The organism is Phenylobacterium sp. (assembly GCF_031984885.1).
Classification (GTDB): domain Bacteria; phylum Pseudomonadota; class Alphaproteobacteria; order Caulobacterales; family Caulobacteraceae; genus Phenylobacterium.
The window spans coordinates 146,862-166,016 of the sequence record NZ_DAMABV010000008.1 but is presented as its reverse complement, the minus strand read 5'-3'; the positions used below and the strand labels follow the sequence as shown (position 1 = coordinate 166,016).

16 protein-coding genes are annotated in these 19,155 nt (G+C 69.8%); 7 read left to right on the top strand and 9 right to left on the bottom strand.

Annotated features, from left to right (window positions below):
• Positions 1 to 44: 44 nt before the first annotated feature.
• Both RTL41_RS13990 and RTL41_RS13985 read right to left on the bottom strand, forming a co-directional pair.
• The gene (locus RTL41_RS13990) at positions 45 to 1,454 is read right to left on the bottom strand and encodes an ammonium transporter (RefSeq protein ID WP_312165507.1); all 1,410 of its coding nucleotides are present in this window, start codon (positions 1,452 to 1,454) and stop codon (positions 45 to 47) included.
• Positions 1,455 to 1,491: 37 nt separating this feature from the next.
• The gene (locus RTL41_RS13985) at positions 1,492 to 1,830 is read right to left on the bottom strand and encodes a P-II family nitrogen regulator (RefSeq protein WP_312165505.1); all 339 of its coding nucleotides are present in this window, start codon (positions 1,828 to 1,830) and stop codon (positions 1,492 to 1,494) included.
• A 340-nt stretch (positions 1,831 to 2,170) separates the two neighbouring features.
• On the opposite strand from RTL41_RS13985, the gene RTL41_RS13980 reads away from it, so the two are divergent.
• From RTL41_RS13980 to ppdK, 4 genes are all read left to right on the top strand, one after another.
• Positions 2,171 to 2,578 carry a hypothetical protein gene (locus RTL41_RS13980; protein WP_312165502.1) on the top strand — a complete coding sequence of 136 codons (408 nt, stop codon included), beginning with the start codon at positions 2,171 to 2,173 and terminating at the stop codon, positions 2,576 to 2,578.
• Between the two features lie 81 nt (positions 2,579 to 2,659).
• A complete protein-coding gene (locus RTL41_RS13975; RefSeq protein ID WP_312165500.1) occupies positions 2,660 to 3,613 on the top strand; it encodes a glycine--tRNA ligase subunit alpha in 954 nt (317 codons plus the stop codon).
• A 186-nt stretch (positions 3,614 to 3,799) separates the two neighbouring features.
• Positions 3,800 to 6,094, top strand: a complete 2,295-nt coding sequence (gene glyS, locus RTL41_RS13970; protein WP_312165498.1) for a glycine--tRNA ligase subunit beta — start codon at positions 3,800 to 3,802, stop codon at positions 6,092 to 6,094.
• A gap of 16 nt (positions 6,095 to 6,110) precedes the next feature.
• Positions 6,111 to 8,807 carry a pyruvate, phosphate dikinase gene (gene ppdK / locus RTL41_RS13965; RefSeq protein WP_312165496.1) on the top strand — a complete coding sequence of 899 codons (2,697 nt, stop codon included), beginning with the start codon at positions 6,111 to 6,113 and terminating at the stop codon, positions 8,805 to 8,807.
• 42 nt (positions 8,808 to 8,849) lie between these two features.
• Here ppdK and RTL41_RS13960 read toward each other — a convergent pair whose 3' ends face one another.
• Complete coding sequence (locus RTL41_RS13960) at positions 8,850 to 9,284, bottom strand: Rrf2 family transcriptional regulator (protein ID WP_312165494.1); 435 nt, start codon at positions 9,282 to 9,284, stop codon at positions 8,850 to 8,852.
• Between the two features lie 140 nt (positions 9,285 to 9,424).
• Between RTL41_RS13960 and RTL41_RS13955 the strand changes: the two genes are divergently transcribed.
• Positions 9,425 to 10,315: an NAD(P)/FAD-dependent oxidoreductase gene (locus RTL41_RS13955; RefSeq protein WP_312165491.1), complete on the top strand. Its 891-nt coding sequence runs from the start codon at positions 9,425 to 9,427 to the stop codon at positions 10,313 to 10,315.
• A gap of 76 nt (positions 10,316 to 10,391) precedes the next feature.
• On the opposite strand, the gene RTL41_RS13950 is transcribed toward RTL41_RS13955, so the two are convergent.
• Together RTL41_RS13950 and RTL41_RS13945 are read right to left on the bottom strand one after the other, a co-directional pair.
• On the bottom strand, positions 10,392 to 10,670 hold the full coding sequence (locus RTL41_RS13950; RefSeq protein WP_312165488.1) for a hypothetical protein: 279 nt from the start codon (positions 10,668 to 10,670) through the stop codon (positions 10,392 to 10,394).
• 793 nt (positions 10,671 to 11,463) lie between these two features.
• Positions 11,464 to 12,036, bottom strand: a complete 573-nt coding sequence (locus RTL41_RS13945; RefSeq protein ID WP_312165485.1) for a CAP domain-containing protein — start codon at positions 12,034 to 12,036, stop codon at positions 11,464 to 11,466.
• A 250-nt stretch (positions 12,037 to 12,286) separates the two neighbouring features.
• On the opposite strand from RTL41_RS13945, the gene RTL41_RS13940 reads away from it, so the two are divergent.
• A complete protein-coding gene (locus RTL41_RS13940; RefSeq protein WP_312165483.1) occupies positions 12,287 to 13,030 on the top strand; it encodes a DsbA family protein in 744 nt (247 codons plus the stop codon).
• A 16-nt stretch (positions 13,031 to 13,046) separates the two neighbouring features.
• On the opposite strand, the gene RTL41_RS13935 is transcribed toward RTL41_RS13940, so the two are convergent.
• From RTL41_RS13935 to RTL41_RS13920, 4 genes are all read right to left on the bottom strand, one after another.
• Positions 13,047 to 14,534 carry a PepSY-associated TM helix domain-containing protein gene (locus tag RTL41_RS13935; RefSeq protein ID WP_312165481.1) on the bottom strand — a complete coding sequence of 496 codons (1,488 nt, stop codon included), beginning with the start codon at positions 14,532 to 14,534 and terminating at the stop codon, positions 13,047 to 13,049.
• Positions 14,531 to 15,100, bottom strand: a complete 570-nt coding sequence (locus tag RTL41_RS13930) for a hypothetical protein (RefSeq protein WP_312165478.1) — start codon at positions 15,098 to 15,100, stop codon at positions 14,531 to 14,533. The genes RTL41_RS13935 and RTL41_RS13930 overlap by 4 nt, the downstream gene beginning before the upstream one ends.
• Complete coding sequence (locus RTL41_RS13925) at positions 15,097 to 17,370, bottom strand: TonB-dependent receptor (protein WP_312165476.1); 2,274 nt, start codon at positions 17,368 to 17,370, stop codon at positions 15,097 to 15,099. The genes RTL41_RS13930 and RTL41_RS13925 overlap by 4 nt, the downstream gene beginning before the upstream one ends.
• Positions 17,371 to 17,450: 80 nt before the next feature.
• Positions 17,451 to 18,101: an AAA family ATPase gene (locus tag RTL41_RS13920; protein WP_312165474.1), complete on the bottom strand. Its 651-nt coding sequence runs from the start codon at positions 18,099 to 18,101 to the stop codon at positions 17,451 to 17,453.
• A gap of 178 nt (positions 18,102 to 18,279) precedes the next feature.
• Here RTL41_RS13920 and yghU point away from each other — a divergent pair, with 178 nt between their 5' ends.
• Entirely contained in the window at positions 18,280 to 19,155 is an 876-nt protein-coding gene (gene yghU / locus RTL41_RS13915) for a glutathione-dependent disulfide-bond oxidoreductase (protein ID WP_312165472.1), read from the top strand.

Sequence of the window (19,155 nt, the reverse complement as noted above, 5' to 3'; positions counted from 1 at the left end):
GGGCCGCCAGGGCCCCCGTCGCCGTCTTGTCGCTGGTGAGACTGCTACTCGTGCAGGGTCTCGCCGTGTTGCGACAGGTCCAGGCCCTCCAGTTCGGCCTCTTCGGACACCCGCAGGCCCATCGTGAACTTGATGACCATCAGGATCGCGAAGCTGGCGATGCCGCACCAGGCGATGGTGCCGACGATGCCGATGAACTGCGTCACGACGCTGGCGCCGGCCGCGGTTTCCTCGCCGACGATGGCCGCGCTGGCCAGGGCGCCGGTGAGCAGGGCGCCGACGATGCCGGCGATCCCGTGGACGCCGAACACGTCGAGGCTGTCGTCATACTTGAGCAGCTTCTTCAGCCAGACCGCGCCGAAGTAGGCCGCCGCGCCGCCGGCCAGGCCGACGATCAGGGCGCCCTTCGGGTCGACGAAGCCGGCCGCCGGGGTGATGGCGACCAGGCCGGCCACCGCGCCCGAAGCCAGGCCGAGCATGCCGGGCTTCTTGCGTTCGAACCACTCGATGGCCATCCAGGCGATCGCCGCGGCGGCGGTCGCCACCTGGGTGTTCAGCATGGCCACAGCGGCCAGCGAGTTGGCGCCCGCGGCCGAGCCGGCGTTGAAGCCGAACCAGCCGACCCACAGCAGGCTGGCGCCGATCATGGTCAGCACCAGGTTGTGCGGCGCCATGTTCTCCGAGCCGTAGCCCTTGCGCTTGCCCAGGACCAGGGCGCAGACCAGACCGGCGATACCGGCGTTGATGTGCACCACGGTGCCGCCCGCGAAGTCCAGCACGCCTTCTTCGCTCAGGAAGCCGCCGCCCCACACCCAGTGGCAGATCGGCGCGTAGACGATCAGCGACCACAGGACCATGAACACCAGCATCGCCGAGAACTTCATGCGTTCGGCGAAGGCGCCGACGATCAGGGCCGGGGTGATGATGAAGAAGGTCATCTGGAACACCACGAACAGGTATTCCGGGATGGTGCCCGACAGCGCCTCGAACGTGACGTTCGCCAGGAACACGTTGCTCAGTCCGCCGACGAAGGGGTTGAGCGCGGCGTTGGAGTTCTCGGAGAACGCCAGGGAGTAGCCGGCGATCATCCAGACGATGCTCATCACCGCGGTGATGGCGAAGCACTGGGCGACCGTGGCGATGACGTTCTTCTTGCGGACCATGCCGCCGTAGAACAGGGCCAGGCCCGGGATGGTCATCATCAGGACCAGGGCGGTGGAGGTCAGCATCCACGCCGTATCGCCGGTGTCGAGGGTCGGTTCCTCTTCGGCCGGAGCAGCCTCGGCCGGCGCGGCTTCGGCGGGTGCGGCCGCCTCGGGAGCGGGCGCAGCGGCCTCGGCGGCGACCGGGGCCGGCGCGGCCTCCTGGGCGATCGCCGCCGGCGCGAGCGCGCCGCCTGCGATCAGCACGGCGAGCGCTAGGCCCGTCAGCTTGTTGAATCTCAATGTCGTCATTGTCGTTATCCCCTTGTCCCGATGAGTTCGGCGCGCGTCACAGCGCCGCCGTGCCGGTCTCGCCGGTCCGAATGCGCACAGCGTCCTCGACGTCGAGGACGAAGATCTTGCCGTCCCCGATCTTCCCGGTGGCGGCGGCGCCCTTGATGGCTTCGACGGCCTTGCCGGCCGCGGAGTCGTCGACCACCGCCTCCAGCTTCACCTTGGGCACGAAGTTCACCTGGTACTCGGCGCCCCGGTAGATCTCCGTCTGGCCCTTCTGCCGGCCGTAGCCCTTCACTTCCGAGACCGTCAGCCCCTCGACACCGGCCGCCACGAGCGCTTCGCGCACGTCGTCCAGCTTGAAGGGTTTGACGATCGCTATGATCAGTTTCATCGCCTGCTCCTGCGCACCCCAAGCCAGGGGGTTCGCCCTCGATTTGACCCGCATCCGCCGGAAGATGCGGCTGGCATCCCCCCTCCGACGGCTAGGGCGACGCTATCGAGGCGCGCGGCGGCGAACGGTGTCCGGTAACCTCTGATCAATGAAAAGGCGCGTGCGGCCCGATTACTGTGCAGAACCGGGGTCCGGCGCCCAAATTTCAGGCGAAACCGCGCTCCAGCGGGTGATCCGGCCCGGTGGGCCTGAGGTTTGGCGAGGGAACAAAAGGCGGGCGTCGAGCGCTAGAACCTCACGCTGACCGGTAGTGGGGGCTCGGCGGCGTCATTCGGAGGCGATGACGATGATGATGAAAACCCTACTGACTGCCGCGGCGGCCACCGCGCTGCTTGCGGGCGGCGCCTATGCGGGCGAAGGCGCCAAGAAGGCCAAGCCTGCCGATGCGGCGGCGACTCAAATGCAAGACGAGACCGGATCGGCGATGACCGCGTCTGGGGCCGATGCGTCCGCGACGGCCGACACCAGCGTGAACCCGCCGTCCGACACGGCGGCGATGCCCCCGCCCAGCGATACGGCGGCCATGCCGCCGGCCAGTCCCGATGCGTCGGCCGAGGGCGTGCCGGCTTCGGCGACCGTGAGCGCCGACGCCGTCACCAACGGACCGGTGGCCGATACCCCCGAGAACCGCGCCAAGTACAAGCCCTTGTCCCGGGCGGGCCGACAAACCGCGGCGCGCGGCAATTAGGACAAGGCATTCCGCCTTGAAGCGAAGGTCGGCGGGCCCTATGGTCCGCCGACTTTTTTTGCGCCTGCGAAACCCAGCTCAATGCCAGCCGATAAGCCGCTTTCGTTTCAGGGCCTTATCCTGAAATTGCATGACTATTGGAGCCGCCAGGGCTGCGTGATTCTGCAGCCTCACGACGTCGAGGTCGGGGCCGGCACGCTTCATCCGGCCACGGTGCTTCGCGCGCTGGGTCCCAAGCCGTGGCGCGCGGCCTATGTGCAGCCCTCGCGCCGCCCGGCCGACGGGCGCTATGGCGAGAACCCGAACCGGCTTCAGCACTACTACCAGTATCAGGTCATCCTGAAGCCCAACCCCGACAACCTGCAGGAGCTCTACCTCGGGTCGCTCGAAGCCATCGGCCTCGACACCCGCCTGCACGACATCCGCTTCGTCGAGGACGACTGGGAAAACCCCACCGTCGGCGCCTGGGGCCTGGGCTGGGAAGTCTGGTGCGACGGGATGGAGGTGACCCAGTACACCTACTTCCAGCAGGTGGGCGGCCTCGACGTCTGGCCGGTGGCCGGCGAGCTGACCTACGGCCTGGAACGCCTGGCCATGTACATCCAGAACGTGGACCACTTCACCGACCTGGCCTTCAACGACCCGGACGGCCCCGCGCCCATGACCTATGGCGACGTGTTCCTGGAGAACGAGCGCCAGCAGTCGGAGGCCAACTTCCACCTCTATGACGTCGAGGTGCTGAAGCGGCAGTTCGAGGACATGGAACGCCAGGTGCCGCGCATCCTGGAAGGCCGCGGCCCGCAAGGCCAGCGCACCGTCCTGCCGGCCTACGACCATGTGCTCAAGGCCAGCCACCTGTTCAACCTGATGGACGCCCGCGGCGCGATCGCCGTGGCCGAGCGCCAGAGCTACATCGGCCGCATCCGCGACCTGACCAAGATGTGCGCCGAAGCCTGGGTCGAGAACGAGGGCGGAAACGGGTCTTCGAAGGCGGAATTCTACGCGTCCGATCCTGAGTTTGGGAAGTTGGGCTGATGGTCTTCGGACGATGTGAGACAAGCTTTCCCTCTCCCCTCGTGGGAGAGGGTGGCCCCTCGAAGAGGGGTCGGGTGAGGGGCCGCGCCGTCCTGTCAGCTCGGCTCTTCCCGATGCGCCGTTACCCCTCATCCGACCTCGCTTCGCGAGGCCACCTTCTCCCGCAAGGGGAGAAGGGAGTCTAAGATGCCCCAACTGCTGATCGAACTGTTCTCCGAAGAGATTCCCGCCCGCATGCAGGTGCAGGCCGCGCGCGATCTCGACCGCATGGTCCGCGAGCGCCTGGTCGAGCAGGGCCTGCTGCCCGAAGGCCTCAAGACCTTCTCCGGGCCGCGCCGCCTGACCCTGGTGGCCGAGGGGCTGCCGCAGGCCCAGGGCGACCGTCACGAGGAACGCAAGGGCCCGCGCGTCGGCGCGCCCGACGCGGCCATCGAGGGCTTCCTGCGCTCCACCGGCCTGACCCGCGACCAGCTCACGGAGAAGGACGGCGTCTGGTTCGCGCACATCCATCGCAAGGGCCGCCCGACCGCCGAGATCGTCGCCGAGATCCTCGATCAGGTGATCCGCAACTTCCCGTGGCCCAAGTCGATGACCTGGGGCCGGGGAACCCTGCGCTGGGTGCGCCCGCTCAAGCGCATCGTGTTCCTGTTCGACGGCCAGGTCGTGCCCTTCAGCATCGACGGCGTCGAGGCCGGCGACGTCACCGAGGGCCACCGGTTCATGGGATCGGGCAAGCCCTTCAAGGTGAAGGACTTCGACAGCTACCGCGACAAGCTGGCCGCCCACTTCGTGATCCTCGACCCCGAGGAGCGCAAGGACCGCATCATGGACGGCGCGCGCACCCTCTGCTTCGCGCGCAATCTGGAGCTGGTCGACGACGACGGCCTGCTGGACGAGGTCGCCGGCCTGGCCGAATGGCCGACCCCGGTGCTGGGCGACATGGACCCGGCCTTCCTGGACCTGCCGCCCGAGGTGATCCGCACCTCCATGCGCACGCACCAGAAGTACTTCGCGGTCAGCGATCCCGCCCAAGGCGACGGCAATGGCGCGCGCAGGCTCGCCCCGCACTTCCTGACCGTGGCCAACATCGAGGCGGCCGACGGCGGCAAGGAGATCGCCCGCGGCAACGCCAAGGTGCTGTCGGCCCGGCTCAACGACGCCCGCTTCTTCTGGGACGAGGACCGCAAGATCACGCTGGAGGATCGCCTGGCCAAGCTGGCCGGCGTCACCTTCCATGCCAAGCTCGGCACCCTGGCCGAGCGGGTCGAGCGGCTGGAGCTGCTGTCCCGGGCCATCGCCCCGCGGGTCGGCGCCGACGTGTCCAAGGCGGTGCTGGCCGCGCGGCTCTGCAAGGCGGACCTGGCCACCGGCATGGTCGGCGAGTTCCCCGAACTGCAAGGCCTGATGGGCGGCTACTACGCCCGCGAGGAGAAGATCAGCCCGGTCGTCGCCGACGCCATCCGCGACCACTATCGGCCGGTCGGCGCCAATGACGAGGCGCCGGACACCCCGGTGACCATGGCCGTCGCCATCGCCGAGAAGCTCGACACCCTGGTCGCGTTCTTCGCCATCGACGAAAAGCCGACCGGCTCGCGCGACCCCTACGCCCTGCGCCGCGCCGCCCTGGGCGTCATCCGCATCCTGCTGGGTTCGGAAGCCCGCGCGCCGGTGCGCGAGCTGGTCGCCGACTGGTACAGGTCGCTGCGCTGCTACGTCGATCCGGGCCGGGCGCTCTACGTCTCGACCCGCCGCACGACCGGCTATCTCGGCCCGGCCTATCGTTCGCCCTCCGAGGTCTTCCAGACCTATGTCGAGGAGTTCGAGGACGCGCTGCTGGAAGGCGTCCCCTACGTGGTCTCGACCGGCGAGGACTTCGACATCCGCTTCGACCGCTCGGCCGCGGCCGGCGAGGCGCCGGAAGGCGAGATCCAGTACCAGTTCCGCCCCTATCCGGTGGTCGCCGACGAGGTCCTGGGCTTCCTGGCCGACCGCCTGAAGGTCGCCCTGCGCGACCAGGGCAAGCGCCACGACCTGGTGGACGCCGTCTTCGCGCTCGGCGACGACGACCTGGTGCGCATCGTCGCCCGGGTCGAGGCGCTCGACCACTTCCTCACCGGCGCGGACGGCCAGAACCTGCTGACCGGCTACAAGCGCGCCGGCAACATCCTCAAGGCCGAGGAGAAGAAGGGCGAGCTTCCGGCCGGTCCGGCCGTCGGCATGCCCGGCGCGCCGAAGGAGGAGGGGGCCCTGATCGCCGCCCTCGACGCCGCCGCCCCCGCCGTGGCGCAGGCGTTGCAGCAGGAAGACTTTGCCGGAGCGATGCGTGCCCTCTCGGGACTGCGCACGCCGGTCGACGCCTTCTTCGAGGCGGTGCTAGTGAATTCTGAAAACGCAGCGGAACGCGAGAACCGCCTGCGTCTTCTCGTGCAGATTCGCGACCTCATGGAGCGGGTCGCGGATTTCTCGCAAGTGACGGGCTAAGGAGGCCTTGAAGGGAATGTCGACCGATACGCTGACCAAGTCGCGCTGGGTCTATTCCTTCGGTGGCGGCAGCGCCGACGGCGATGCGTCGATGAAGAACCTGCTGGGGGGCAAGGGGGCGAACCTCGCCGAGATGTCCTCCCTGGGCCTTCCGGTGCCGCCCGGCTTCACCATCACCACCGAGGCCTGCGTCCACTACTATTCCAACGACAAGCAGTACCCGGCCGAGCTGAAGGACCAGGTCGCCGCCGGCCTGGCGACCGTCGAGAAGATCACCGGCAAGACCTTCGGCGACACCGCCAACCCGCTGCTGGTCTCGGTCCGTTCGGGCGCCCGCGCCTCGATGCCGGGCATGATGGACACCGTCCTCAACCTCGGCCTCAACGACGAGACCGTCGAGGGCCTGGCCCGGCTGTCGGGCGACCGCCGCTTCGCCTTCGACAGCTATCGCCGCTTCATCCAGATGTACTCGAACGTGGTGCTCGACCTCGACCACCACATGTTCGAGGAGATCCTCGACGAGCATAAGGAACGGCTCGACGTCACCGTCGACACCGGCCTGACCGCCGAGGACTGGGAAAAGGTCGTCGCCGACTACAAGGCCGCCGTCCAGCAGGAGCTGGGCCAGCCGTTCCCGCAGGATCCGCACGCCCAGCTCTGGGGCGCGGTCAGCGCCGTCTTCGCGAGCTGGATGAACGACCGGGCCAAGTTCTACCGCCGCATGCACGACATCCCGGAAAGCTGGGGCACCGCCGTCAACGTGCAGTCGATGGTGTTCGGCAACATGGGCGACTCGTCGGCCACGGGCGTGGCCTTCACCCGCAACCCGTCCACCGGCGAGGCGCGCCTCTACGGCGAGTTCCTGATCAACGCCCAGGGCGAGGACGTCGTCGCCGGCATCCGCACCCCGCAGGCCCTGACCAAGATCGCCCGCGAGGAGATGGGCGAGAAGTCCCCCTCGATGGAAGAGGCGCTGCCGGAGGTCTTCCAGCAGTTCAAGGCCGTCGTCGAGAAGCTCGAGACGCACTATCGCGACATGCAGGACATCGAGTTCACGGTCGAGCAAGGCCGGCTCTACATGCTGCAGACCCGCAACGGCAAGCGCACCGCCAAGGCCGCGCTGAAGATCGCGGTCGACCTGGCCAGCGAGGGCCTGATCACCCAGGAAGAGGCGATCATGCGGGTCGAGCCCGCCAGCCTCGACCAGCTTCTGCACCCGACCATCGACCCGGCCAGCCCGCGCGACGTGATCACCACCGGCCTGCCGGCCTCGCCCGGCGCGGCCACCGGCAAGATCGTCTTCAACTCCGACGAAGCCGAGCGTCTCGGCACGGCGGGCGAGTCGGTCATCCTGGTGCGCGACGAGACCAGCCCGGAAGACATCCACGGCATGCACGCCGCCCGCGGCATCGTCACCGCCCGCGGCGGCATGACCAGCCACGCGGCCGTCGTGGCCCGCGGCATGGGCCGGCCCTGCGTCTCGGGCGCCGGCGAACTGCAGATCGACGGCAAGGCCGGCGAGCTGCGCGTGCGCAGCCGGGTCTTCAAGGCCGGCGACGTCATCACCATCGACGGCTCGCGCGGCGAGATCCTGGCCGGCACGGTGCAGATGGTCGAGCCGGAGCTGACCGGCGACTTCGCCAACCTGATGGCCTGGGCCGACAAGGCCCGCCGCCTGAAGGTCCGCGCCAACGCCGAAACCCCGCTGGACGCGCGCACCGCCCGTCAGTTCGGGGCCGAGGGCATCGGCCTTTGCCGCACCGAGCACATGTTCTTCGACGAGGACCGCATCGCCGCCGTGCGCGAGATGATCCTGGCCGACGACGAGGCCGGCCGCCGCGCCGCCCTGGCCAAGATCCTGCCGATGCAGCGCAACGACTTCGTCGAGCTGTTCACCATCATGGAAGGGCTGCCGGTCACCATCCGCCTGCTCGACCCGCCGCTGCACGAGTTCCTGCCGCACACCGAGGCCGACCTCCAGGCCGTGGCCGAGGCCACCGGCCTCGACGCCGCCAAGCTGATGCGCCGCGCCAAGGAGCTGCACGAGACCAACCCCATGCTCGGCCATCGCGGCTGCCGCCTGGGCGTGTCCTATCCCGAGATCTACGAGATGCAGGTCCGCGCCATCTTCGAGGCGGCCTGCGAGATCGCCGAGAGCGGCAAGGCGGCGCCGATCCCCGAGATCATGCACCCGCTGGTCGCCAAGGGCGAAGAGATGCGCTACCTGCGCCAGCTCACCGACAAGACCGCCCAGGCGGTGCTCAAGGAGCGCGGCCGTGAGATCGAGTATCAGGTCGGCACCATGATCGAGCTGCCGCGCGCGGCCATCCGCGCCGGCGACCTGGCCGAGAACGCCGAGTTCTTCTCCTTCGGCACCAACGATCTGACCCAGACGACCTTCGGCATCAGCCGCGACGACTCCGGCCGGTTCCTGGGCGCCTATCTGGAAAAGGGCATCTTCGAGCGCGACCCGTTCGTCACCCTCGACCAGGAAGGCGTCGGCGACCTGATCCGCATCGCCGCCGAGCGCGGCCGTGCGGTGCGGCCCAACGTCAAGCTCGGCATCTGCGGCGAGCACGGCGGCGACCCGGCCTCGATCGAGTTCTGCGAGAAGGTCGGCCTCGACTATGTGAGCTGCTCGCCGTTCCGCGTGCCGATCGCCCGCCTGGCTGCGGCCCAGGCCGCCGTCGGCGGCATGGAAAAGGACCGCTAGGTCATCCTCGACCCGGACAGGCCCGCGCCTGTCCGGGGCGTATCAGGCTTGTAGCGCCGAGACCTTTGCGTCGAAGTCGGCGGCCAGGTCGGCCAGGGTCACCTCGGCGAAACGTCCCGTCACCAGTGTGCGCGCGGCCTCCAGGGTCTGCGACAGCGCGCTGTTGACGGCCTTCTCCACAAGGCATTGCGGATCGTCGTCGGCCAGGCCGATGGCGAACAGCTCCGGCTCGCCCAGGGCGCGGTAGACGTCGAGCAGCGTGATCTGGCCCAGGGGCCGGGCCAGCGCCCATCCGCCGCCATGGCCTTTTTCCGACCGGACATGCCCGTGGTCGCGCAGCCCCGCCATCGTTCGGCGCACCACCACCGGATTGGTCGACAGCATCTCCGCCAAGGTCTCGGAGGTGGCGGCCCCGCCCAGTCGGTCCATGTGAATCAACGCATGCAGCATGCGGGATAGTCGGCTGTCGGTGCGCATGGTCGCCCTCTGCGGCTTCTCGAACCTCGATATACACCGACAATATCGTAACAAGTGATGTTGCGAAATGTGCGTCGCCACCCCATCATGTAACTCATGAAGAGGCGTGATGCCGCGCCTCAGAGCCGAGGAGACGACCTGTGGCGTATGACGTGATCGTTGTGGGCGGCAATTTCGCGGGCCTTTCGGCCGCCATGCAGTTGGCGCGTGCGCGGCGAAAGGTGCTGCTGGTCGACGCAGGTTCGCCGCGCAACCGCTTCGCGGCCGCGTCCCATGGGTTCCTGGGACTGGACGGCGCCGCGCCCGCCGCGATCATGCGCGAGGGACTTCGCCAGCTCAGCGCCTATCCGAGCGTCGACTTCGTGCATGGTCTCGCGCTTGCCGCGCGGGGCGAGCAGGACGCCTTCGAACTGGATCTCGACGACGGCCAGCAGGTGGCGGGCCGTCGCCTCGTGCTGGCCACCGGCGTTCGCGACGAACTGCCGTTGCCGGGGATGGGCGAGCGGTGGGGCAGGAGCGTCCTGCATTGCCCCTATTGCCACGGCTATGAAGTCGCCGGTCGCGCCCTCGGCGTCATCGCCAACGGGGCGGGTTCCGCGCACCAGGCCCTGCTGGTCACCGACTGGGGGCCGGTGACGTTCTTCACCCAAGGCCTGCCGCCGGCCGACCCCGATCTGCTGACGAAACTCGCGGCCCGCGGCGCGCTGGTCGAGCCCACGCCGGTCGTGGAACTGCTGGGCGGTGCGCCCGGCCTCGACGCCGTCCGGCTGAGCGATGGCCGCGTCGTGCCCGTGGGCGCGCTGTTCGTGGCGCCGAAGACCGAGGTCGCCGGTCCGCTGGCCGCGCAGCTCGGTTGCGCGTTCGATGAGGGCATGACCGGCGCGCATCTGCGCGTGGACGATTTCAAGATGACCAGCGTGCCCGGCGTCTTCGCGGCCGGCGATGTCGCGGCGGCCATGCATAACGCCACCCTGGCGTCAGCCGCCGGCGTGCTCGCCGGCGTCAGCGCCCACCGTTCCCTGGTGTTCTAGGCGTTGGCGCGCCGACGCTCGGCCGCGCGCGAGCGGCGAACCATGGTCCCGAGCCCGAAGAAGCCGATGATCATGGTCATCCAGACCCCGGGTTCCGGAACCGGGCTGACCGGAGTGCCAGGCCCAGGTCCGGGGCCAGGCCCAGGTCCGGGGCCAGGCCCAGGTCCGGGGCCAGGCCCAGGTCCAGGTCCGGGTCCGGGTCCAGGCCCAGGTCCGGGTCCAGGTCCGGGTCCAGGCCCAGGCCCGGGTCCAGGCCCGGGTCCGGGTCCGGGTCCAGGGCCAGGTCCGGGGCCAGGCCCAGGCGGATCACCATCGCCAGGCGTCGTGGGCGGATCGCCCTCGCCGGGAGGCGCAATCCAGCCGCCGCTGGGGCCGCCGCCGCCACCGCCGCCGCGCCAGCCGATCGGGATGCCGCCCGGACCGCCGCCGCCCAGCGGGCCGCCGACGCCGAGCGGCGAGGAGGTGTCGGCCAGCTCGATCGGCGGGCCGGCGATTTCGTCCAGCAGGCGTTGGGCGGGCGGGCGCGCTTCGGGCGGCAGCGCCGCCTGGATGGACGGAGCGCTGTCGCATCCGGTGGAGGGCGCGGCCGGCAGATAGGCCGTGCGCATGGCGTAGGACGACTCGGGCAGCTTCTTCATCGGCGCCGCCGGCTTGGCGGGCGCCGCGGCGGCCCGGGCCTTGCGGACCACCGGCTTGTTGGCTTGCTGCGCGGGGCGTTGGACGTTGGAGAGCTTGACCGCGCGCGCCGGCGCGGCGGCCTTGGGCTTGGGCGCAGGGGCGGCCGCAGCCGGCTTGATCTTGATGAAGCAGTCTTCCGCCGCCGCCGGTCCTGCGACCGCCGACCCAAGAAACGCACTCATCACGACGTATTTGGCGAGCGCCATTACCGTCCCCCCTAAAAGGTACTGAGCGTCGGGCGTCGCGCTCTCAACGCACGCCAGCCGCTCCCCACGTCCGCGCAATTTAAACGCGAACGCTGCTATATCAAATATATAGTAAGCTAAACAGCGTCTAAACTCAGGTAAGCAATTGTAAGATCGTGCGAACGCAGGCCGCTAAAGGCCGCGGCGACGTGCTAGGCGGGGGTGACGCTGGGCTGGCGGGGGAGATTTGCCGCAATGACCGGTCGAACTGAGTCGGGTCGTCCGCTACTCGTCCGCCGGGCGGACCTTGTCGAGCTGGGCGGTGATGATGCGCGGCGAGGGGGCCCCGCTGAAGTCCATCACGCACATGGTCGTATAGTCGCGATGCGGGCCGCAGCTCACCCCGACGACCTTGAAGGCGGTGTGGAAGATGTTGGTCCGGTGCCCGCGGTCGGGCACGCCGCTGTCGATGATCAGCGCCCGCACCACGTCCTCGGGCGAGGGCGGGCCATAGGCGATGTTCTCGGCCGCGCTCGCCGCGGCCGCGCCGTGGCGGCGGACGCGATCATAGAACCGCTCGCCGTTGGCGCCGCCGTGACCGATATGGCCGGCCGGCCCCTGCAGGGACACGTGCTCCAGCGCCGCGGCCGCCAGGCTGTCGTCCGGGCGCAGGGGCGAGAGCGGCCGCTGCCGCTTGAGGTATTCGATCGCCTCGACATAGGCGGCGCGGTCCTCGGGCTCGCCCGCGTCGATCAGGGCCCGCTCCCAGGGGGTCACCGGTTCGCGCTGCAGGCGCCGGGCGTATTCCTGCGGATAGGCCCTGGCGAAGTTGATCTCGGCCAGGATCGCGTCTTCCATCGGTCCGGCGAACGCCGCGGCCGGCGCGCACAGGGCGGCGCCGAGTGCGAGGCTAAGGACTTGCTGTGAGAAGCGCGGGATCAACTGTATCGCCCATCAATTTGCTGGGCGTAACTTGCGATATCGCTATGTATTTGAATTTAAAAGTAATGGTTACGATCTTGGTTACCTTAACGCGGAGTCAATACTGGGGACGGCGTCAGCAGGCGAGCGGCGATCGACTTCATCGGGATCTTGGGGGCCGGGCGCGATGAACCTCAAGCTGGGCGCCGTCCTGGCCAGCCTGCTCGTGCTGGGGGCCTGCGAGCAGCAGGACCCGGCGGACTTCGATCGCCGCCTTCGCGCCTACCTGCTGGAGCATCCCGAGGTGATCCGCGAGGCGGCGATCAAGCTGCGGCAGGAGCGGGCCGCCCAGGCCGCCGCCGTGATGAAGCAGGCGCAACCGGCGCTGGAGCACGACGCGCGCGACTTCGTGGCCAATCCCGGCGGCCGCGCCACCGTGGTGCAGTTCTTCGACTACCGCTGCCCCTACAGCCGGGCGATCGCGCCCGAGGTCGACAGGCTGATCGCCCAGAACCCGGACGTGCGCTTCGTCTTCAAGCAGTATCCGGTGTTCGGCAGCGCCTCGGACTACGCCGCGCGCGTGGCGCTGACGCCCCAGGGCAAGGCCAAGGGCCTGGAGCTGCACCGCGCGCTCATGGGCCAGAAGGACCTCAACGCCCTGCGGGTCGACCGCATCGTCGGCCGGCTGGGCCTCAACCCGCGCGAGGTCGAACAGGCCAGCCGCGCGCCGCAGATCGAGGCGCAGATCGGCGACACCCGCGCCTTGGCGCAGGAGATCCACGCCACCGGCACCCCGACCTTCGTCGTCGCCGGCGAGGTCATCCCCGGCGCCGACGCCGAGCGCCTCGCCGCGGCGATCTCGCGGGCCAGGGCGCAGGCGCTCTCCAGCATCCTGGGGGACGCGCTGGGCAAGGCCCCGGTCGCGCCCTGAGGGCTCGGCCGCGGGCCTATTCCGCCGCGACGGGGGCGTCCGCGGCCACGCGCCGGGGTAGGCTGAGGACGCTCGCCGCCAGGCCCGCGGCGACGAGCAGCAGGGCGGCGTCGACGATCCAGGCCATCGGGTCGACCATGGTCTGCCGGTTCAGCGCCAGGTGCAGGACGCCGACGCTCGCCACGAGCGCCGCCGTCGCCAGCCGCAGCCGCCGCGAAATGGCCTGCGGCGTCCAGGCGCGGGCGGCGGCCAGGCTCGCCAGGGTCGCGGCCGCCCAGACCGCCAGGGCGGGCCATGGCGCGACCAGCGAGGCCAGGGCCGCGGCGGCGAAGGCGAACGGCTGGCTCCAGACCGTGGCGATCCAGACCCGCTCCCAGCCGGGCGCCGGGCGGCCCTTGGCGCGCCGCCGCGCCAGCCAGATCGCCACGCCGCTCGAGGTCACCGTCGCCAGGCCCAGGCCGAGCACGGCGTAGACGATCTTGACCAGCCCGCCGCCGAACCAGCCGAAATGGATGGCGCCCAGGACGTTGATGATCCGCTGGCCGAGGTTGTTCTCGTCGAAGCGGGAGGCGCTGACCATCCTGCCCTCGCGGTCGAAGGTGAAGCTGTCGCCGCGCGAGAGGGTGTCTGGCCCGATGGTGTTGATCAGCATCCCCGAACCACGCTCGCCGGGATGCTCGACCGCGATGAAGGTCGGGGTCATGCCGGGCGCCGCCTCGTTCAGCTTCAGCATGGCGCCCTTCAGGTCGGGCGCCGGCGCCGGGCGCGGATCGTCGATCGGGTGCGGCGGCAGGAAGAGGGCGTAGGCCTTCTCGGTGTCGCCCTTGAACACCGCCAGGGCCAGGACGCCGACGATGATGGTGGTGAGGCCCAGCAGCGCGCCGGTCAGCGAGATCGCCACGTGGAAGGGCAGGGCCCAGACGCCGATGCGGTTGTGCAGGTCGGCTTCCTGCAGCCGCTTGGACCCGCCCCAGCGCAGGTGGAAGGCGTCCTTGAACACCCGCGGATGGGCCAGGACGCCGGAGATCAGCGACGAGAGCAGGGCCACGCCGGTCAGGCCGACGACGAAGATGCCCCAGGTCTGCGGCAGGTGCAGGTTGATGTGCAGCCGGGTCATGAACTCGGTCCACGGCGTCTCGCCGGGACCGACGATGCGGCCCCCGGCGTCGGCGACCCATTCGCTGGCCCCCGATGTCGGGTGGTCGACATAGGCGACCAGGGTCGGGGAGGCCGGCTGCGGCGCGTAGATATAGACGTGCTCGGCGCCCGGCGCCTTGGCCACGGCCTCGGCCAGCAGGGTCTGCAGCGCCTGGGGCGTGGCCGCGCTCAACTGCGGCGCGGCGGGCCGCTCCCAGCGGTGGAACTCCTCGGCGAAGACGGCGACCGAGCCGGAGAAGCAGACCAGGTAGATCAGGGCGGCGAAGGCCAGGCCCAGGGCCGAGTGGCCGGCCAGGACGGCGCGGACGAAGCCGGGCGGGATCTTCGGCCAGATCGGCTTGCTCATGAGAACCCCTTCAGGGCCGAGGCGGTGAAGGTCACGACGGTGACGCCGACCAGGACGGCCGTCGCCCGCAGGATCCTGTTGTCGGAGAGCGTCCAGGCCATGCCGCCGGCCCACAGGAACGGGACCAGCAGGCCGCCGATCACCATCCGGGTCTGCGGCTCGCCGGGCGCCCAGACGGTGTAGGCCAGGCCCACGCCCATGGCCGCGATACCGCCCAGCGGTCCGGCCAGGACGCCCCGCAGCCAGCCGCGCCAGGCCTTGGACGGCCGGTCGGAGGGCTCCAGCGCCAGCTCGCGCGGCGCACGCCTCTTCGGGTCGCGGATCTGCACGCTGGCCGCCACCACCGCCAGCACCGCGAACGGGACCAGGGCGACGGCGATGAACGGGCCGCGGGCGGCGCCCAGCGTCAGGGCCGCGGCCGCCACCGCGGCGGCGACCAGCGCCCAGCCGCCGAGGATCAGCCAGGGCCGCTGGGCGCCGCGCGTCCGCCAGGCCCGGCGCAGGACCACGCCGGCGGCCAGTCCGAGGACCAGGACGACGGCGCAGCCGGCGAGGGGGGCGATCACCAGTGCGTCTCCAGGATGACGCCCAGCACCCGCGGGTCGCCGAGCATGGCGCGGCTCAGGGTCGGCTGGTTGTACTGGACGTAGGTCTCGTCGAAGAGGTTCTTGCCGTAGGCGTAGACGCCCCAATGGTCGGCCTCGTAGCCGATCTTGGCGTTGACCAGGGTGCGGGCCTTGACCTTGGCGGAGGCCTGCTGGGCCCCGACCTCGCTGTAGGCGTCGCTGCGATAGCCGGCGTTGAGGTTGGCGACGAAGCCCTGGCCCCAGCGCCAGTCGGCGCCGGCCGCGAAGGTCCAGTGCGGGGCGAAGGCGAACTCCGACCCCGACAGGTCCAGGTCCAGCGCGCCGAGCTTGACGTCGAAGTCCTCGAACTTCGTCTTGGTGTGGCCGAGCGAGGCGTACCAGCTAAAGTCCGCCGTCGGCTGGTGGGTGAGCTCGACCTCGAAGCCGTAGAGGTGCGAGCTGCCGGCGTTCTCGGTCTGGTAGTCATAGAGGTTGAGGCCGAGGTTCACCGACACCTGCTGGTCGCTCCAGTCGACGTAATAGGCGTTGGCGTTGACCACCAGGGTCCCGTCCAGCCACGCCGAGCGGAGCGAGGCCTCGTAGTTCCAGGTGTATTCCGGATCGTAGGCGACGACGCTGGAGCGGGCGATGTTGACGGTCGAGCCGCCCGAGCGATAGCCGCGCTGGACCACGAAGCTGGCCGAGATGTCGTCGTTGAAGTCGTACTTCAGGCCGAGCTTGGGCAGGAAGGCCTCGAAGTCGCGGGTGGTGGTCGGGGCCGCGGCGTTGGCCTGGGCGACGAAGCCGAGCACGACCTGGTTGAGGCCGCCGATCACCGGGGCCAGCGGGCCATAGGCGGCCGGGTTCGGCAGGGTTCCGGCGAAGCTCGCCGTCTGGTCGTTGGTGAGGGTGTTCTGCTCGCGGTCGTAGCGGAAGCCGGCCAGCAGCGAGAGCTTGTCGGTGAGCTGGTAGCGGCCGTCGGCGAAGAGGGCGACGGTCTCGATCTCCTCGGGCGTGACGCTGTGGAAGTCGACCAGGATGGCCGGCAGGGCCGCGGCGTAGGTGTTGGCCGCGAAGGTCGCCGTGCCGAGGTCGAGGCCGAACAGCGGGCTGGTCATCAGCCCGATCAGGGTTTCGGTGGGCGTCTCGACCGTGGCCAGGCTGGTCAGTTCGTAGTCGCGGTCGCGCTTGGAGTACCAGAAGCCGACCAGGCCGCTGAGTCGCTCGCCCTGATAGTTCAGGCGCAGTTCCTGGGACAGGGTCTTGGCGACCTCGTCCTGCGTGCCGAACGCCAGCGGCTGGGCGGTGTCGTCGGCGTCGTACTGGCTGACGTTGTCGACCTTGATCCAGGAGGTGACGCTGGAGAGGCTGAGGCGGTCCGACAGGTCGTAGTCGGCCTCGACCGTGAAGATGTCGGTCGTGCTGTCGGACAGGTTCGGCGCGTCGCCCTCGCTGATCCGGTTGTCGTACATGTCCGGAACGTCGGTGCGCGAATAGGTGAAGATGTAGCCGCCGTCGCGCTTGTCGTGCAGCCAGACCGTGCGGACCGTCAGGTCGGGCAGGGCGCTCGGCGTGAACAGCAGCTTGCCGCGGATGGTCGTGGCGTCCAGCGCGTTGTCGTCGTCCTTGCGCGTGACGTTGTAGACGAAGCCGTCGGAATGGCGGGTCTCGGCGGCCAGGCGGAAGGCCAGTTGGTCCTCGACGATCGGCCCGGTGATCACGGCGGCCAGCGAGCGGTCGTCGGCGTCCGAGATCATGGCGCGCACCCGCCCGCCGAAGGTGAAGGACGGCTCGGCCGAGCGGATGAGGACCGCGCCCGCCAGGGCGTTGCGGCCCTGGAGCGTCGACTGCGGCCCGCGCAGGATCTCGACCTGGCCGACGTCCCACATGTCCAGCGGCCCGCCGTTGAGGCCCCGCTCGGGGATCGCCGCGCCGTCGACATAGACGGTGGCCAGGCCGCCGGCGCCGCCGCCCGAGACGTTGGTGTTGCTGATCCCGCGGATCGTGAAGCCGGACGGGCCATAGGTTTCGGTGACGTTGGCCGTGCGCTGCACGATGTCGAAGAAGTTGACGACGTTCTCGCGCTCGATCTTCTCGGCGGTGGTCACCGCGACGCTGGTGATCGTCTCCTGCAGCGAGCGCGCCGCCTTCTCGCCGGTGACCACGATCGCCTCGACCTCGGTCGCGTCGGCCGCCTCGGCCCTCGCGGCCTGGGCGGCGCCCAAGGCCAGCAATGCGGCCATGCTGGCCGAGGTGAAGAGCGATCGCATACAAACCCCCGTTATTGCGAGGCGTTCGCAGTATGCTTATCGCATTTGCGAGTCAATTGCAGTTGGTGGGGCCGACAGGATCACGACGCCTCGGCGTTCTTCGCCGACATGCTGGCGTCGACGAAGTCCCAGAGCGCGGCGATCTCCCTGGCCGCGGCCCGGTCGGACGTCTCCTCCGCCGAGCGTCCCCGCTCCAGCGCCGTCTGGTAGATCGAGCGCGAGCGCAGGATCACCGGCGCGACATTGGCCTGCATGTAGTCCAGCCCCTTCATGGCCCGCTTGACCAGCGGCGCCTCGACGGTTTCGCGGGCCACCGGCGCCTGGTTCACCACCACGGCCGAGGGCTTGCCCAGCCGGCGCACGATCATCAGCGTCCGCGCCAGGCCCGACAGGTCGATCAGGGTCGGGCGCACGACCATCAGCGCGAAGTCGGCGACGACGATCGCCTCGCTGACCGCCTCGACGGCGCCGGCCGGCGTATCGACGATCATCAGGTCCCGGCGCTCGGCCAGGGCTCCGAACTGCGCCGCCACCACGTTGCGCCCGCTGGAGGTCACGCAGGCCGGCCCCTCGGTCTCCCGCGCGGTGAGGATGTCATGGGCCGAATGCTGCGGATCGATGTCGACCAGCAGCGTGTCGCGGCCGCGCAGGTGCGCGCCCAGCGCCAGGTGAGTCGCCACCGTGGTCTTGCCCGAGCCCCCCTTCAGGGCGATGACCGCCAATGTCCTCAAGCGCGCCTCGCTTCGATCTGTCCCAAGGCGGTTCTGGTCTCCAATTTGGGCGCGTCCGGGGCGGCGCGAACCGGCGAGCGCCATTGTCGGCTCTTGGCGCCCCGCTGGCCAAGCCGCACGATGGACCCCACATGCAGAAATCTGTGGGCGCGCGGCGCCCGGCGCTGGAGCCCGACGTATGACCGACCAATCCGACTACATCCCCCCGAAGGTCTGGACCTGGAACAAGGAGAACGGCGGGCGCTTCGCCAGCATCAACCGCCCGATCGCCGGCCCGACCCACGAGAAGGAGCTTCCCGTCGGCCGCCACCCGCTGCAGCTCTATTCCCTGGCCACCCCGAACGGGATCAAGGCCACCGTGATGCTGGAGGAACTGCTGGCCCTGGGCCACGCCGGCGCCGAGTACGACGCCTGGCTGATCAACATCGGGACCGGCGACCAGTTCGGCAGCGGCTTCGTCGACATCAATCCCAACTCCAAGATCCCGGCGCTGCTGGACCGCAGCGGCCCGACCCCGATCCGGGTGTTCGAGTCGGGCGCCATCCTCGTCCACCTGGCCGAGAAGTTCGGGGCCTTCCTGCCGACCGACCCGGCCAGGCGCGCCGAGACCCTGTCGTGGCTGTTCTGGCAGATGGGCAGCGCGCCCTATCTCGGCGGCGGCTTCGGCCACTTCTACGCCTACGCCCCGACCAAGATCGAATACGCCATCGACCGCTTCGCCATGGAGGCCAAGCGCCAGCTCGACGTGCTCGACCGCCGGCTCGCCGAAGCCAGGTACCTCGCCGGCGACGAGTACACCGTGGCCGACATCGCCGTCTGGCCCTGGTATGGGGGCCTGGCCAAGGGCGTGCTCTACGACGCCGGCGAGTTCCTGGCCGTGGACGAGTACAAGCACGTCCAGCGCTGGGCCGACGAGATCGCCGAGCGCCCGGCCGTGCAGCGCGGCCGGATGGTCAACCGCACCTGGGGCGAGCCCTCGACCCAGCTCCACGAGCGCCACGAGGCCAGCGACTTCGAGACCAGGACCCAGGACAAGCTGCAGCCGGCGACCTGA